The organism is Pseudomonas sp. BR20, from assembly GCF_050780135.1.
Lineage (GTDB): Bacteria > Pseudomonadota > Gammaproteobacteria > Pseudomonadales > Pseudomonadaceae > Aquipseudomonas.
On the sequence record NZ_CP172012.1, the window covers coordinates 926929 to 943732 of the forward strand.

13 protein-coding genes are annotated in these 16804 nt (G+C 63.2%); 8 read left to right on the forward strand and 5 right to left on the reverse strand.

The annotated features are described in order from the left end of the window. Positions 1-8: 8 nt before the first annotated feature. Positions 9-320, reverse strand: coding sequence for a hypothetical protein (locus ACHPFG_RS04025; protein WP_431701658.1), 312 nt, complete (start codon positions 318-320; stop codon positions 9-11). A gap of 95 nt (positions 321-415) precedes the next feature. Then, a complete protein-coding gene (locus ACHPFG_RS04030) occupies positions 416-1765 on the reverse strand; it encodes an MATE family efflux transporter (RefSeq protein WP_431701659.1) in 1350 nt (449 codons plus the stop codon). A 233-nt stretch (positions 1766-1998) separates the two neighbouring features. Here ACHPFG_RS04030 and ACHPFG_RS04035 point away from each other — a divergent pair, with 233 nt between their 5' ends. After that, positions 1999-6894, forward strand: coding sequence for an alpha-2-macroglobulin family protein (locus ACHPFG_RS04035; protein WP_431701660.1), 4896 nt, complete (start codon positions 1999-2001; stop codon positions 6892-6894). Positions 6895-7032: 138 nt separating this feature from the next. Here ACHPFG_RS04035 and ACHPFG_RS04040 read toward each other — a convergent pair whose 3' ends face one another. Further along, a complete protein-coding gene (locus ACHPFG_RS04040) occupies positions 7033-7326 on the reverse strand; it encodes a hypothetical protein (protein ID WP_027607987.1) in 294 nt (97 codons plus the stop codon). 90 nt (positions 7327-7416) lie between these two features. Here ACHPFG_RS04040 and pbpC point away from each other — a divergent pair, with 90 nt between their 5' ends. The 5 genes from pbpC to ACHPFG_RS04065 all read left to right on the forward strand — a co-directional run bounded on the left by pbpC (position 7417) and on the right by ACHPFG_RS04065 (position 12117). Next, complete coding sequence (gene pbpC, locus ACHPFG_RS04045) at positions 7417-9747, forward strand: peptidoglycan glycosyltransferase PbpC (RefSeq protein ID WP_431701661.1); 2331 nt, start codon at positions 7417-7419, stop codon at positions 9745-9747. 90 nt (positions 9748-9837) lie between these two features. After that, positions 9838-10146: a MazG-like family protein gene (locus ACHPFG_RS04050; protein WP_131696700.1), complete on the forward strand. Its 309-nt coding sequence runs from the start codon at positions 9838-9840 to the stop codon at positions 10144-10146. After that, positions 10139-10888 (forward strand): methyltransferase domain-containing protein, encoded by a 750-nt coding sequence (locus tag ACHPFG_RS04055; protein ID WP_145336089.1) that lies wholly within the window; start codon positions 10139-10141, stop codon positions 10886-10888. The genes ACHPFG_RS04050 and ACHPFG_RS04055 overlap by 8 nt, the downstream gene beginning before the upstream one ends. 24 nt (positions 10889-10912) lie before the next feature. Beyond that, complete coding sequence (locus ACHPFG_RS04060) at positions 10913-11515, forward strand: DUF4136 domain-containing protein (RefSeq protein WP_027607983.1); 603 nt, start codon at positions 10913-10915, stop codon at positions 11513-11515. A 44-nt stretch (positions 11516-11559) separates the two neighbouring features. Further along, the gene (locus tag ACHPFG_RS04065) at positions 11560-12117 is read left to right on the forward strand and encodes a DUF4136 domain-containing protein (protein ID WP_431701662.1); all 558 of its coding nucleotides are present in this window, start codon (positions 11560-11562) and stop codon (positions 12115-12117) included. Between the two features lie 3 nt (positions 12118-12120). Here the strand turns inward: ACHPFG_RS04065 and ACHPFG_RS04070 are convergent, their stop codons facing one another. Both ACHPFG_RS04070 and ACHPFG_RS04075 read right to left on the reverse strand, forming a co-directional pair. After that, a complete protein-coding gene (locus ACHPFG_RS04070) occupies positions 12121-12999 on the reverse strand; it encodes a MaoC family dehydratase (protein ID WP_145336093.1) in 879 nt (292 codons plus the stop codon). 2 nt (positions 13000-13001) lie between these two features. After that, on the reverse strand, positions 13002-14345 hold the full coding sequence (locus ACHPFG_RS04075) for a 3-oxoacyl-ACP reductase (protein WP_145336095.1): 1344 nt from the start codon (positions 14343-14345) through the stop codon (positions 13002-13004). Between the two features lie 103 nt (positions 14346-14448). Between ACHPFG_RS04075 and ACHPFG_RS04080 the strand changes: the two genes are divergently transcribed. Beyond that, the gene (locus tag ACHPFG_RS04080; protein ID WP_145336097.1) at positions 14449-15726 is read left to right on the forward strand and encodes an acetyl-CoA C-acetyltransferase; all 1278 of its coding nucleotides are present in this window, start codon (positions 14449-14451) and stop codon (positions 15724-15726) included. 133 nt (positions 15727-15859) lie between these two features. Beyond that, entirely contained in the window at positions 15860-16759 is a 900-nt protein-coding gene (locus ACHPFG_RS04085; protein ID WP_131696677.1) for a PA4780 family RIO1-like protein kinase, read from the forward strand. Positions 16760-16804 lie beyond the last annotated feature (45 nt).

Here is a 16804-nt window from a genome sequence, read left to right on the forward strand (position 1 = left end):
CTCGCGGATCATTGCGCGACCAGGCACAGACTGTGCGGGCATTGACCCGGGTTGAATTCAAGGACAACCCGGTCAATCTTGTCAGCATTGCCGTTGGTACGCGCCACCGTGACACCTCTGCTGTTGATGGGCAGTTCAATCTGTGCGTTTGGAGCGAGGGGGTGAAACTCGCCCCCTTGGATCACCGTCAGGTTGGACTGGCTGCTGTTTGTGACCCGCAATGTGCCCGCCACCGTGTTGGGCCCTTGCCCATTGGTGCATCCGGCGATGGTTGCCAGTGTGCAAGCGGCGGCGACCCACAGCGTTTTTTTGATGTTCATATCCGACTCTCCTTGAATGTCTGGGATGTTTCTTACCCACGGCCATTCAACGCCTGGGGTGTCGGTTTGTAACCTGTCAGAACTAACAGGTAGGTTCAGTCAGCACGGGTACCGAACCACTCCCCTCGCTGCTTGAGCCGCCAGGCAATGACGCCCAGGGTCAGGCTGCGCAAGGCCATGAACAGCAGGAACGTCATCCACAGCCCATGGTTTTCCAGGCCTTGCAGCGCCCAGGCAAAGGGCAACACCATCAGCACCGTCAGCAACATGCCATTGCGCATTTCCCGCGCGCGCGTAGCGCCGATAAACAGCCCATCCAGCAAATAACTCCACACCGCAATCAACGGCAGTACCGCCAGGTATGGCAGGTAGATATCGGCGGTTTCGCGCACGCTGGAGATATCGGTCTGCATGGCGATAAACAGGTGGCCGGCGACGGTGAAGAGCAGGGCGAAACCGACGCTGGCGATCAATGACCACCCGCCCGCGACTACCAGTGAGCGCCGCAACGATTGGCGATCACGGGCACCGAGGGCATGGCCGCACAGGGCTTCCACCGCATGGGCCAACCCGTCCAGCGCGTGGGCGGTCAGCAGCAGGCCGTTGAGCAACAGCGCGTTGGCCGCCACGGTGGCATCGCCCAGGCGTGCGCCTTGTACCGTGATCATGAAAAACACCGACTGCAACGCCAGGCTGCGGATAAAAATGTCGCGGTTCACCGCGAGCAACGGGCGCCAGCTTTCCCACAGCTTCAACGCGGCCCAGGCGATATGCCCGGGGTAGGCGCGCAGGGCTTTTTGCGTGAGGGCCAGACCGAGCAAGGCGCCGGTCCATTCGGCGAGCACCGACGCGCGGGCGGAGCCGACCACACCCCAGTCCAGCCCGAGGACGAACCACAGGTTGAGGGCAATATTCACCAGGTTGGTGGTCAATAGAATCGCCAGCGGCGCGCGGGCGTTTTGCGTGCCCAGGAACCAGCCCACCAGCGCATAACTGGCCAGGGCGGCAGGCAGGCCAAACAGGCGGGTGTGGAAGAACTCGCGGGTCAGTTGGTTGAGTTCGGGGGAGGGCTGCATCCACTCCAGGGCCAGATGGCTCAGCGGAATGCCGACGGTGCTGAGCAGCATCGCCAACCCCAGCGCCAGCAACAGGCCTTGCAGCAGGATTTGCCGCAGTGCCGCACCATCACTGCGTCCGGCGGCCTGGGCGGCGAAACCGGTGGAGCCCATGCGCAGAAAGCCCATGGCCCAGGCGAGGAAGGTATAGAGGCTGGCACCGACGGCTACGGCGCCCAGTTGGTGGGCGTGGGGCAGGTGGCCGATGACCATGCTGTCGACCAGTGCCACCAACGGCACGGAGATGTTCGAAAGAATCATCGGTGCAGCCAGAGCCCATACACGGCGATGGGTAGGGCGATCGCGCCAGTCGGTCAGTAAGGTGGACATGCAGGCTCCTTGGGGGAGTGGCATTGTAACCGTCCATTGGCACCGCAACAGGGTCAATGTGGAATGGGGCCCCTCCCACATATTGATCTCCAATGCCTGTGGGATTTGGCTGGGACGCGTAACACGCCCAGAACCAAACCACCCTCCGTCGGTCAATGTGACCAGCGCCACATCGGCTTTGCCGACGCTGATATATAGTTCATCCCTCGGTTCCCTCTGACGACGAGTGCCCCATGCTTAACAAAGGATTGTTCCTGGCCTGCGCGCTGGCCCTGCTGAGCGCCTGCGATTCCTCCGATAAACCGGCTGCACCGCCTGCGCCCACTGTGGCTGCAGCGCCGAAACCGGCCAAGGCGGCAGTGGATGTGGCGGCGTTGAAGCAGCGTTACGCCGGGCGTGAGCTGAGTGTGGTGGACGTGTCCGAGGTGCAGCTGGACGGGGCCAGCACCTTGTCGGTGAGCTTTTCCATTCCGTTGGATCCGGAGCAGAAATTTGCCGACAAACTCCATCTGGTCGACAGCAAGTCCGGCAAGGTCGACGGCGCCTGGGAGCTGTCCGATAACCTCATGGAACTGCGCCTGCGCCACCTGGAGCCCCAGCGCAAACTGGTGCTGACGGTGGATGCCGGGGTGAAGGCGGTCAACGCCAACACGCTCGCCGCCGAGTACAGCGCGCGCCTTGAGACCCGCGACCTGCAAGCCACCGTCGGCTTCGCCAGCCGTGGCACGCTGTTGCCGACGCGCTTGGCCGAAGGCCTGCCGGTGATCGCGCTGAACGTCGACAAGATCGACGTTGAGTTCTTCCGGATCAAGCCCGAATCCCTGCCGTCGTTCCTGGCGCAGTGGGGGCGCAATACCAGCCTGCAAAGTTATGAGTCCCGCGAATTGCTGCCGCTGGCTGACCTGGTCTACGGCGGCCGTTTCGACCTGAACCCGGCGCGCAATACCCGCGAAACGCTGTTGCTGCCGATCGCCGGCCTCAAGCAATTGCAGCAGCCGGGCGTGTACCTGGCGGTGATGCGCGCCTCGGGCACCTACAACTATTCGCAACCGGCCACGCTGTTTACCTTGAGCGATATCGGCCTGTCGGTGCACCGCTACGCCAATCGCCTGGATGTGTTTACCCAGGCGCTGGAAGGTGGCAAGGCATTGGATGGCGTCGACCTCGAAGTGCTCGATGCCGATGGCCGTGTGCTGGGCCAGGGCAAGACCGAGAAGGGCGGTCACGCTGAACTGCCGTTGCCGAAAAAGGCCCAGGTGCTGCTGGCCAAGCAGGGCGAGCAGACCAGTCTGCTGCGCCTGGACAGCGCCGCCCTTGACCTGGCGGAGTTCGACATTGGCGGCCAGCCTTCGCACCCCCTGCAGTTCTTTGTGTTCGGCCCGCGCGACCTGTATCGCCCCGGCGAAACCGTGTTGCTCAACGCCCTGCTGCGCGACAAGGACGGCAACGCCGTCAAGCCGCAACCGGTGAGCGTCGAAGTGCGTCGCCCGGATGAACAGGTGAGCCGCAAGTTTGTATGGGATGCCGACGCCTCCGGCCTCTATCAATATCAACTGCAACTGGCCGGTGAAGCCCCGACCGGGCGCTGGCAGTTGGTGTTCGACCTGGGTGATGGCAAGCCGCAGCTGTATGAATTCCTCGTCGAAGACTTCCTGCCCGAGCGCCTGGCGCTGGAACTCAAGGGCAGCGACACGGCATTGAGCCCGGCGGATAACCCGGTGATTAAGGTCAATGGTCGCTACCTCTATGGTGCGCCGGCGTCGGGCAACCGCGTCAGCGGGCAAGTCTATGTGCGACCGTTGCGCGAAGCGGTCAAGTCGCTGCCGGGTTATCAATTCGGCTCCGTCACCGAAGAAGAACTGAGCCAGGACTTCGAGCTGGACGAAAGCGTACTCGACGCCAAGGGCCAGGAAGAACTGACCCTGGAAAGCAAATGGGCCGACGCCAAATCCCCTCTGCAACTGATCGTGCAAGCCAGCCTGCAAGAGTCGGGTGGGCGGCCGATCACCCGGCGCCTGGTGCAGCCGATCTGGCCGGCCGAGCAATTGCCGGGCCTGCGCGGCCTGTTTGACGGCAAGGAAACCAATGGCGATGGCCCGGCGGAATTCGAAGTGCTGTTGGCCAACCAGGACGGGCAGAAACTCGCCGCGCAAAACCTCAAGGTCCGCCTGGTGCGCGAGCGCCGTGACTACTACTGGAATTACTCGGACAGCGATGGCTGGAGCTATCACTACAACGAGAAATTCCTCAACCTCGACGAACAGACCCTGAACATCAAGGCCGGCGATACCGCCAAGGTCAGCTTCCAGGTGGAGTGGGGCCCGTACCGTGTCGAGGTCGAAGACCCGCAGACCGGGCTGGTCAGCAGCCTGCGTTTCTGGGCCGGTTACCAGGCCCAGGACAACACCGAAGGCGGCGCCGTGCGCCCCGACCAGGTCAAGCTGGCGCTGGATAAACCCGCGTATGGCGACGGCGATACCGCCAACGTCACGGTCACGCCGCCGGCTGCCGGTAAAGGTTACCTGCTGGTGGAATCCGCCGAAGGGCCGCTGTGGTGGCAGGAAATCGACGTGCCGGCCGAGGGCAAAAGTTTTGCCGTGAAGCTCGACCCGAAATGGTCGCGCCATGACCTTTACGTCAGCGCCCTGGTGATTCGCCCAGGTGAGCGCAAAGCCAATATCACCCCGAAACGCGCGGTGGGCCTGCTGCATCTGCCGCTGGATCGCACCCAGCGCAAGCTTGGCGTGACCCTGACCGCGCCGGAAAAAATGCGTCCCAAACAACCGCTGACGGTGAAGATTGCCGCCAAGAATGCCGATGGCAGCGTACCGAAACAGGTGCACGTGCTGGTGGCGGCGGTGGACGTGGGCATCCTCAATATCACCGAATACCCGACACCCGACCCTTACTCCAGCCTGTTCGGTCGCAAGGCTTACGGCGTGGACCAGTTCGACATCTACGGCCAATTGATCGAAGCCGGGCAGGGCCGCCTGGCCAGCTTGGCTTTTGGTGGTGACGCCGCGCTGGCCAAGGGCGGCAAGCGGCCGGACACCAGCGTGACCATCGTTGCCCTGCAAAGCGCGCCGGTGACCTTGAATGAGCAGGGCGAGGGTGAGGTCAGCGTCAATATCCCCGACTTCAACGGCGAACTGCGCCTGATGGCCCAGGCCTGGAGCGATGACCGCTACGGCATGGCCGAAGGCAAGACCGTGATCGCAGCACCGCTGATCGCCGAGCTGTCGGCGCCGCGCTTCCTCGCTGGCGGTGACCAGACAACGTTGGCCCTGGACCTGTCCAACCTGTCGGGCAAGGCGCAGAAACTCGATGTGCAACTGAGTGCCGAAGGGCAGTTGGAGCTGGTCAACGGTGGTGCTCAAACCGTCGAACTCAAGCAAGGCCAGCGCACCACCCTGCGTATCCCGGTGAAAGCCTGGGGTGGTTTGGGTCAAGGCAAGGTGAAGGTCACCGTCAATGGCCTGGACCTGCCCGGTGAGCACCTGCCGCCGTTCAGCCGCGAATGGTCCCTGGGCGTGCGTCCGGCCTACCCGGCGTTGCTCAAGCATTACCGCGCGGTGCTCAAGGGCGAGCCGTGGAGTCTGCCAATCGGCGCATTGGATCAATTCGATGCCTCTGGGCGTGAGGCGCTGCTGAGCCTGTCGAGCCGGCCACCGCTGAACCTCGGCGCGCAGATCTCGGCACTCAAGGCCTACCCCTATGGTTGCCTGGAGCAGACCGCCAGTGGTTTGTACCCGTCGCTGTATGCCGACGATGCGTTGCTCAAGCGCCTGAGTATCAAGGGTGAGCCGGATGCCGAGCGCAAACGCAAGATTGAACTGGGCATCGAGCGCCTGCTGGGCATGCAACGCTACAACGGCAGCTTCGGTTTGTGGGGCGCGGATGGCGAAGAGGAATATTGGCTGACGGCCTATGTCACCGACTTCCTGTTGCGTGCCCGTGACCAGGGTTTCGCGGTACCGCCCGAAGCGTTGAAGAAAGCCAGCGAGCGCCTGCTCCGTTATGTGCAGGAACGCAACCTGATCGAAGTCGACTACAGCGACAACGCCGACCACACGCGCTTTGCCGTGCAGGCCTACGCCGGCATGGTGCTGGCGCGCAGTCAGCAGGCGCCGTTGGGCGCGTTACGGAGTATTTTCGAGCGGCGCAGTGACGCGCGCTCCGGGTTGCCGTTGGTGCAACTGGCCATCGCCTTGCAGAAGATGGGTGACCAGCCGCGCGCGGATCAAGCCTTGCTGGCCGGCCTGGCGGCGCAACGCAGCGCCAAGGAATGGCTGGCCGACTACGGCAGCCCGCTGCGCGACCAGGCGATGATCCTGGCGTTGCTGGAAGAAAACGACTTGGCCAAGGGCAAACGTGAGGAGCGTTTGTTTACCCTGTCGGACCAATTGGCAGCCAGCCCGTATCTGTCGACCCAGGAGCGCAATTCGCTGTTCCTGGCCGGGCGCCTCGGGTTTGCCAAGCCGGAGTCGGACTGGCAGGTGTCCCTGACCGGCAGTGGCGGTGTGCATGAGTTGAATAATCAGCAATCGACCCTGGAGCTCGAAGGCAAGCTGCTGTCCAGCGACCTGGCCTTGAGCAATCAGGGGGATACGCCGGTGTACCAGCAACTGACAATCTCGGGTTATCCACAGCTGCCACCGGTGCCGGGCGGCGACAACCTGAGCATCCGCCGTGAATACCTGGGCATGAATGGCCAACCGCTGAACCTGCGCAACCTCAATAGCGGCGACCTGGTGCTGGTGCACCTGGCGGTGAGCGCCAAGCAGCGCGTGCCGGATGCCTTGGTGGTCGACCTGTTGCCTGCGGGCCTGGAGCTGGAAAACCAGAACCTGGCCCAGAGTGCTGCCAGCCTGGAGAACGCCAGCAGCCAGGTGAAGGAGTGGCGCGAGTCGATGCAGAACGCGGCGCTCAAGCATCAGGAGTTTCGTGATGACCGTTACGTAGCGGCCATCAACCTTGACGGTGACGGCACCACGCACTTGCTGTATCTGGCCCGTGCCGTGACACCGGGTACTTACCGCGTGCCACCGCCGCAGGTGGAGTCTATGTACCGGCCGAACTGGCAGGCAGTGGGGGAGACGCCGGCAGACCTGGTGATCAAAGGACGCTGATCTCTCAACTTGGAATCGAAACTAATGTGGGAGGGGGCTTGCTCCCGATAGCGGTGGGTCAGTTGCCAGGTGCATTGACTGAAACACTGCTATCGGGAGCAAGCCCCCTCCCACACAGGATTAGGGGCATTCTTGGGTTTAGTGGACGACCCAACTGAGCAGCCACAGGCCAAGTATCAGCCAGATCACCCCGAAGATGATCGAAGCGCGCATGAAGGCGCGTACGGCCGAGTACAGAAACAGCAGGCCGACGATCAGGGTGAGGATGCTGATGATCGAGGTGTCCATGCCCAACGTGCGTGACAGGCCTTCGACAAAATTGCCGCCGGCGTGGGTCAAGGCTCCGAACAATCCGCTGAGCCCGTCGACGATAAAGCGGATGACGGAACCGAGCGCCTGGCCCAACCATTCGAAAAAGCTCTCTACCTGCATATGTGTGTCCTGATAAGAAGGTGGGCGTATCTGTGCCTTTGGTTGTTATTGCAACAGGCTAGTTCCCTACAAGCATAGAGGTTTGCCCGTTTGAATTTGCGTTTAGTTGCCCGTTGGACCCTCGCGAGCCTGTTGCTGGTGATCGCCCTGCTGTGGCTGGCTGATCGCATCTGGCCCTTGCCGTTGCCCAAGGATGATCTGGCACGGGTAGTGCTGGCCGAGGATGGCACGCCGTTGTGGCGGTTTGCCGATGCCAACGGCGTGTGGCGTTACCCGGTGCAAACCAGCGAAGTGTCGCCGTATTACCTTGATGCACTGCTCACCTACGAAGACCGCTGGTTCTACCATCACCCCGGTGTTAACCCGTTGGCGCTGGTGCGGGCGACGTGGCAGAACTTGACGGGCGCGCGGGTGGTGTCGGGCGGCAGTACGTTGTCGATGCAGGTGGCGCGCCTGCTCGACCCGCACTCGCGTACTTTCCACGGCAAGTTGCGCCAACTGTGGCGCACGGCGCAGTTGGAGTGGCACCTGTCCAAGGAACAGATTCTCAACCTGTACCTGAACCGCGCACCGTTTGGCGGCACATTGCAGGGCGTGGCGGCCGCCAGTTGGGCGTATCTGGGCAAGTCCCCGGCACAGCTGACCCACGCCGAAGCGGCCTTGCTTGCGGTATTGCCCCAGGCGCCGAGTCGCCTGCGCCCGGATCGGCACCCGCAGCGCGCCCAGGAAGCCCGCGACAAAGTCTTGCGCCGCCTCGCCGAGTTCCAGGTGTGGCCGCAGTCGGCGGTGGATGAAGCCCTCGAAGAACCATTGCTGCTCGCGCCGCGCCTGGAGCCCAGCCTGGCGCCGCTGCTCGCCCGCCGCCTGAACCGTCCCGACAGCCCGCCGCTGATTCGCACCACGCTGGATGCCACCCTGCAACGCCGTCTTGAAGACCTGTTGCTGGGCTGGCGTGCGCGGTTGCCGGAACACACCTCTGCCGCGATCCTGGTGGTGGAAGAAGAAAGCATGGCCGTGCGGGCTTATCTGGGGTCCGTGGACATCAACGACGCCAAGCGTTTTGGCCATGTGGACATGATCAGCGCGCTGCGTTCGCCGGGTTCTACCTTGAAGCCCTTCCTGTATGGCATGGCCCTGGACGAGGGCCTGATTCACTCCGAATCGCTGTTGCAGGACGTGCCCCGGCGTTATGGCGATTATCGGCCGGGCAACTTTTCCATGGGCTTTACCGGCGCAGTGCCGGCGAGCACGGCGCTCTCCAGTTCGCTGAACCTGCCAGCGGTGCAGCTGTTGGAAGCCTACGGGCCCAAGCGCTTTGCCGCGCAGATGCGCATCGGTGGCGTGCCATTGGCCCTGCCGGCGTTGGCCGAACCCAATCTGGCACTGATCCTCGGTGGTGCGGGCAGCCGGCTGGAAGATCTGGTCAGCGGCTACAGTGCCTTCGCCCGTGCCGGCAAGAGCGCAACGATTCGATTACAACCAGACGACACGCTGAGGGAACGGCCATTGCTGTCGCCAGGGGCCGCGTGGATTGTGCGGCGCATCCTCAGTGGCCAGGCGCGGCCTGATCGCGACCCGCGTGCCGAACTGGTGCAGCGCCCGGTCCTGGCCTGGAAAACCGGGACCAGCTACGGCTTTCGCGATGCCTGGGCGATTGGCGTGGGGCCGCGCTATTTGATCGGTGTGTGGATCGGCCGCCCGGACGGCACGCCGGTGCCCGGGCAGTTCGGTTTGGCCTCGGCGGCGCCGCTGATGTTGCAGGTGCACGACGTGCTGACCAATCGCGACAGCCAGCGCGGCATCAGCGCGCAGGTTTTACCGGTGCCGGCCAATGTCGGCGTGGCGGCGATCTGTTGGCCGCTGGGCCAGCCCATGAACCGCAGCGATCCGAATTGCCGCCGCCAGCGATTTGCCTGGACCCTGGACAACACCACGCCACCGACCTTGCAGGCGCTGGACCAACCGTTGAGCGTCGGCTTGATGGAAAGTGTCTGGGTCAACGCCAAGGGCTTGAGGGTGGATGCTCATTGCCCGGGCGCCGTGCCCAGGAACATCGCCCTGTGGCCCGCACCGCTGGAACCGTGGCTACCGAGGGTCGAGCGCCGTGAAGCGCGGATTCCCGCTGCCGACCCCGATTGCCCACCACCGGCGCTGGCGGCGTCTTCGCCGTTGTCGATTGTCGGCGTGCGCGAAGGCGACCAACTGCGCCTGCCTGCCGCCAGCCAGCAAGCCCTGCGCCTGAAACTCTCCGCCCTGGGCGGCAGCGGCCGGCGCTGGTGGTTCCTCAATGGCGCACCGCTGGTCGACAGCGCCAACCAGGACTTTATCAACGCCAGCTTCGAACGCTTGGGCCGCTATCAGCTCAGTGTGTTGGATGAGGCCGGTCAAACCGCCAGGCTTGAATTCAGCGTGGTGGATTAGGGCCGCCGATGGCGTCGCTGAGCACACCACCGCTATTCACTTGCCTTCACTCTCCATCCCCCTGAAGCTATACCCCTTCAGGAGCCCCCTATGAACCTCGAACACCTCACCGAACGCCTGCACCGCATCCGCGATACCAACAACTGGAAGCAATTCCACAGCCCGAAAAACCTGGCCATGGCCGCCAGCGTGGAAATGGCCGAACTGGTGGAAATCTTCCAATGGCTCAGCGAAGACCAGTCCCGCCAGTTGCCCGCCGACAAACTCGCCCACGCCGGCCAGGAAGTGGGCGATATCGTGCTGTACCTGCTGTTGCTGTGCAGCGAGCTGGGCCTGGATATGAACGAGGTGGTGCGCGCCAAGCTGGCCGACAGCGAACGGCGGTTTGCCCATGAGTGACCGGCATTTCGACCAGTTGGCCACGCGCTTTGCCGAGAAAATCTATGGCGGTGCAAAAGGTGCCATTCGCCTGGCGGTACTCCAGGCAGACCTGGCTGAGGCCCTGCCGGACCGTCCGTTGCGCGTGCTGGATATCGGCGCGGGCCTGGGGCATATGTCGTTGTGGCTGGCCGAACGCGGCCATCAGGTGACCCTGGCCGAACCCGCCGAGCCGATGCTCGAAGGCGCGCGCCAGCGCTTCGCCGAGGCCGGACAGAGCGCCACCTTCATCCATGCGCCCTGGCAGGACCTGCTCGGCCAGATCACCGAGCCCTACGACCTGGTGCTGTGCCATGCCGTGCTGGAATGGCTGGCCGAACCCCACGCGATCCTGCCGGTGCTGCACCAGCTGACGCTGCCCGGTGGCTGGTTGTCGCTGGCGTTCTACAACCGCGATGCGCTGATTTATCGCAACCTGCTCAAAGGCCACTTCCGCAAAATGCGCAAGAATGACATGGCTGGCGAAAAGCAGAGCCTGACCCCGCAACAGCCCCTCGACCCGCGTGAATTGGCGGCGCAACTCGAGGGCCTTTGGCAGGTCGAAAGCCAAAGTGGCGTGCGGGTATTCCACGACTATATGCCGGTGGAATTCCAGGCCCGCGCGAACCTACCGGACCTTATCGAGATGGAACTCGCTCACCGTCGTCACCCAAGCTTTGCCGGACTTGGGCGTTATTTGCACTGGATCTGCCGTCCGGTATAAGCGGCCCAGTCTGCGGAGGTCGAAATGCGTCGTCTCTGTTTGATCCTGTTATCCCTCGGGCTGGGCGCCTGCTCCAGCCCTAACCCTTACGTGGCGGCGTCTGCGCCCATGCCGCCGGCGCCTGCGCAGGCGGCCACGACCTTTGATGCCAGCGCCTACCCGGCGCCGGTGCGCGACTATGGCGCCTACCGCAATTGGGCCTGGCGTAACGGCCAGTTGCCGGCGGGCACGGCCTGGGCGGATTCGGCGCAAGTGGCCGAAGCGGTCAGCGGCGCCCTTGACCAGCGCGGCCTGCGCCCCTTGCACGACAACCGCCCGGCGGACCTGCTGGTGAGCGCCGATGTGCGCCTGGAGAAACGCCTCAAGCAAGTCCAGGACGATTACGGCTACGGATACGGCGGCTATAACCGCTACGGGCCGGGCTACGGGATGTACAACTCGGTGCCGATCGTGCGCACCTATGAAGTCCAAGTGGTGGTGGTGCGCGTCAACCTGTTCGACGCCCGCAGCGGTCAGCCGGTATGGAGCGCCAGCGCGGAAACCGGCAGCCAGGGCAGCCTCAGCGAGCGCGCCGATGCGTTGCGCCAGGCCGTGCAAAAGGCGATGACCGCCTATCCTCCGAGTTAACAGCTATTCTCATCTAAAGCCCGGTCGTTTGTTGGAGATCAACCATGTTTCGTCGTATCGCTACGCTAGCTTTTGTTGTGCTGCTGGGCGGTTGCCAGACCAGTCAGGTCAACCATGATTTTGATGCCAGCCGCGACTTCGGCGCCTACCGCAGCTGGGCCTGGAAAGACCCGGCCCTGCAATACCGCCCCGATGATCCGCGGATCAAGAGCGACCTTACCGAGCAACGCGTCCGCCAGGCGGTGGGCGAACAGCTTGATCAACGCGGTCTGCGCCCGGCAGCAGCAGGTACCAAGGCTGACCTGAACGTGCAGGCCTACCTGATCGTCGAAGACCGCCAGCAACAAGTCACTACCAACTATGGCGGCGCCTGGGGCGGTCCATGGAACGGCTACTGGGGCGGGCCGATGTACAACGAAACACGCAACATCACCTACAAGGTGGCGACCCTCCAGATCGACCTGCTCGACGGCAAGGACGGCAAGCTGGTATGGCGCGGCAGTGATGAACAGATGATGAGCAGCACGCCCAACCCTCAGGATCGTAATAACGCGATCCGCACGACGGTGACCCGCATCCTCTCCAGCTATCCCCCACGCTGACAATCAGTCCGCGCCCGCTTCAGGGGCGGCAAGCGCTGCTATCGGTTGCCATGTGCCTACCATGTGCTCAATATCGCCGGCCCCTTTCAATAACAGCTCTCCGCTGGAGCCGGCGGCGCTGGCCAGCAATGTCACCTCACTGGGCAGGCGCACCGGTTTCCTGAATTCGACGTCTATTTCGATATTGGCGGCCGGCAAGTGTTCGCCCAAGGCGGCGAGGGTGTGCGCCTTGTTCCACAGTCCGTGGGCGATGGCCTGGGGGAAGCCGAACAGTCTGGCGGTCAGGGCGCTGAGGTGGATCGGGTTGTAGTCGCCGGATACTCTCGCGTAGCGGCGGCCGATATCGGCTGGGGCCTTCCAGCGAGTCAATTCGCTGATCTCGGCGGGGCTGGGACGGGCATCATCGGTCGCTTCGCCTTCGAGCTTTACACCCCGGCACAGCATACGGCTCTCGGCTTCCCACAGCAGGCCGAGAGAGTCTTCAACCGTGGTGACCACTTCAAAGGTCGCGCCCTTTGGGTGGGGCTTGAGGTTCTGCGTGTGCACGCCGATGGACAATTCGCTGACACCGCCCAGCGGGCGATGGATGCGGATGCGGTTGCTCAGGTGAATCAACCCCAGCAGCGGGAAGGGAAACTTTTTGTCGGTGAGCAACTGCATTTGCAGACCGAACGCGAGGATGTGCGGATAAGTTGCCGGCAGCAGGGGGCTCTCGGTAAACCCGCAGACTTTGCGGTACGCCGCCACCTGCTTGGGGTCGACGCTCACCCGGCAGCGCAACCCTTGCTCGGGCAGCGTGTTGCCGGTGATCTTGCGCTTGAGCGCCGCTCGCCAATACAACGGCGGCAGAAACGGCGTACTGCCTAAGGTTTGCCAATCCATGCTCATGCTCCCAACAGACTTTGGCCACACACCCGCAGCGCTTGGCCGCTGACCGCACCGGACCCCGGCTGGCCCAGCCAGGCCACGGCTTCGGCGACGTCCTGCGGCAAACCGCCCTGGCCCAGCGAGCTCATGCGGCGTCCGGCTTCACGCAGTGCAAATGGAATATGCGCGGTCATCTGGGTTTCGATAAAGCCTGGGGCTACGGCGTTGATACTGATCCCGCGTTCTTCCAATAACGGCGCCCATGCCTGCACCAGGCCGATCAAACCGGCCTTGCTCGCGGCATAGTTGGTTTGCCCACGGTTGCCGGCGATGCCGCTGATGGAGGCCAGCACCACCACGCGGGCGTTGTCGTGCAGGGTGCCGCTGTCGAGGAGTGCCTTGGTCAGCACTTGCGGGGCATTGAGATTGACCGCCAGCACCGCGTCCCAGTATTCCGGGGTCATGTTGGCCAGGGTTTTGTCACGGGTGATCCCGGCGTTGTGCACCAGGATGTCGAGGCCGTCGGGCAGGTGTTCGATCAACTGGCCGGCGGCGTCTGCGGCGCAGATGTCCAGCACGATTGTGCGCGCACCCAGGCGTGCGGCCAGGGCTTCGAGGTCGGACTTGGCCTGGGGCACGTCGAGCAGGATCACTTCGGCGCCGTCGCGGGCCAGGGTTTCGGCGATGGACGCGCCAATGCCACGGGCTGCGCCGGTGACCAATGCCTTGCGCCCGGCGAGGGGGCGGGTCCAGTCTTCGACGGGCGTGGCACAGGCCTTCAGGCGAATCACCTGGCCGGAGATATAGGCGCTTTTCGGTGACAGGAAAAAGCGCAGTGCGCCTTCCAGTTGGTCTTCGGCACCGTCGCCGACGTAGAGCAATTGCAACACGCCGCCGTTGCGCAGCTCCTTGGCCAGGGACCGGCTGAAACCTTCAAGGGCGCGCTGGGCGCTGGCGGCGAACGGGTCGCTGAGGCTCTCCGGTGCACGGCCAAGAATCACCAGGTGGGCACTGTTATCCAGGTTTTTCAGCAACGGTTGGAAAAACTCACGCAGTTGCTTGAGCTGGTCGGTGTGGTGGAGGTCGCTGGCATCGAACACCACGGCCTTGAGCTTGGGGCCGTGGCCGGGAATCCACGTCGACGCCTCGGCGCCGTAGGTGTAAATGGCGTCGGTGAGCTTGTTGGCAAACGCCTGTACGTTGCTTGCCAGCGCGCCACCTCCCAGCAGCAATGCACCTTCCACCGGACGCAGGCGCCCGGCTTGCCAGCGTTCCAGGCGTACCGGTGACGGCAGGCCAAGGGCGGCGACCAGGCGATGGCCGAGGCTTGAGTTGGCGAAGTCGATATAACGGTCAGACATGGAACGCTCTCCGAAGGCTGGGGTTCAAAGGGTTGACCATCCCAGGGTAGCAGTCGTTCGACTAGGCTCAGTTATCCAGACCACAACCGACAGGGAGCTTTCCATGACTCAATTGCGCCGTGTAGCGATCATTGGCGGTAACCGCATTCCCTTCGCCCGCTCCAATGGCCCTTACGCCACGGCAAGCAATCAGGCGATGCTGACCGCGGCCTTGGAGGGCCTGATCGAACGCTACAACCTGCACGGCCTGCGCATGGGCGAGGTGGCCGCCGGCGCGGTGCTCAAGCATTCCCGTGACTTCAACCTCACCCGTGAATGCGTGCTGGGTTCACGCCTGTCGCCGCAAACCCCCGCCTATGACATTCAGCAGGCATGCGGCACGGGACTCGAGGCGGCGTTGCTGGTGGCCAACAAGATCGCCCTGGGCCAGATTGAATGCGGGATTGCCGGTGGGGTGGATACCACCTCCGACGCCCCTATCGGCGTGAATGAAGGGCTGCGCAAGATCCTGCTGCAAGCCAATCGCAGCAAATCCATGGCGGATAAGTTAAAAGTCTTGTTACAACTTCGCCCCCATCACCTCAAGCCCGAGCTGCCGCGTAACGGCGAGCCGCGCACCGGTTTGTCCATGGGCCAGCATTGCGAATTGATGGCGCAGAACTGGCAGATTCCCCGTGTCGAGCAGGATCAACTCGCCCTCGAGAGCCACCAGAAAATGGCCGCTGCCTATGCCGAAGGCTGGCATAACGATCTGCTCACGCCGTTTCTGGGCCTGACCCGCGACAACAACCTGCGCCCCGACCTGAGCCTGGAGAAACTCGCCGCACTCAAGCCCGCGTTCGAACGCAGCGAAAAGGGCACGCTCACGGCCGGCAATTCCACGCCGCTCACCGATGGCGCCTCTCTGGTGTTGCTCGGCAGTGAAGCCTGGGCCCAAGAGCGTGGTCTGCCGATCCTGGCCTACCTGCGCGATGGCGAGGCGGCGGCGGTGGATTTCGTCAACGGCGCCGAAGGCCTGCTGATGGCGCCGGTGTATGCGGTGCCACGTTTGCTGGCGAGGAATGGCCTGACGCTGCAGGACTTTGATTACTACGAGATTCATGAAGCCTTCGCTGCCCAGGTGTTGTGCACACTCAAGGCGTGGGAGGATGCGGATTACTGCAAGACGCGCCTCGGGCTGGACGCACCGTTAGGGGCCATCGATCGCAGCCGCCTGAACGTCAAAGGCAGTTCGCTGGCGGCCGGTCACCCGTTTGCCGCCACCGGTGGGCGCATTGTCGCCAACCTGGCCAAGCTGCTCGACGCGGCGGGCAAGGGGCGCGGGCTGATTTCGATCTGCGCCGCCGGCGGGCAGGGCGTGACGGCGATCATCGAACGTTGAATTCGCCGAAATTGGCATATTGGATGCATTCTTGAGTGGTCAGAGGTCGGTAGCCCCTCCCACCGGCGAGCTGATTGCCGTATAACGAGTGCCATACGCGTATTTGGTAATAAAGGACCCACAATAAAAGCTGATGAAGACTCCTAAACGCATTGAACCCCTGATCGAAGACGGTCTGGTCGACGAAGTGCTGCGCCCACTCATGAGTGGTAAAGAAGCAGCTGTTTATGTGGTGCGCTGCGGCAATGAATTGCGTTGCGCCAAGGTTTACAAGGAGGCGAACAAACGAAGTTTTCGTCAAGCGTCCGAATACCAGGAAGGCCGTAAGGTCCGTAACAGCCGGCAGGCCCGGGCCATGGCCAAGGGCTCAAAATTCGGCAAGAAAGAAACCGAAGATGCCTGGCAGAACGCCGAAGTAGCGGCGTTGTTCCGTCTGGCCGGTGCGGGCGTTCGCGTGCCCAAGCCGTACGACTTCCTCGAAGGCGTGTTGTTGATGGAACTGGTGGCCGACGAGTACGGCGATGCGGCGCCACGCCTGAATGACGTGACCTTGGAGCCGGACCAGGCGCGTGAATACCACGCCTTCCTGATTTCCCAGATCGTGCTGATGCTGTGTACCGGCCTGGTGCACGGTGACTTGTCCGAGTTCAACGTACTGCTCACGCCGACCGGTCCGGTCATTATCGACCTGCCCCAGGCGGTGGATGCGGCGGGCAACAACCACGCGTTCAACATGCTGGAGCGGGATGTGGGCAACATGGCTTCCTACTTCGGGCGTTTTGCCCCGGAGTTGAAGAAGACCAAGTACGCCAAGGAAATGTGGGCGCTCTACGAAGCCGGCACCTTGCACCCGGCCAGTGTATTGACCGGCGAGTTCGACGAGCCGGAAGAGCTGGCGGACGTGGGCGGTGTGATCCGCGAGATCGAAGCGGCGCGGCTGGATGAAGAACGGCGCCAGGCTGTTCGGGCGGCAGATGATGCGCCACCGAGCAAAGCGTCGGAAGAACCACCGCCGCCGCCCTGGATGCAGTGATCTTCGGGTACATGAAGATCAAAATGTGGGAGGGGCGGTGCGACG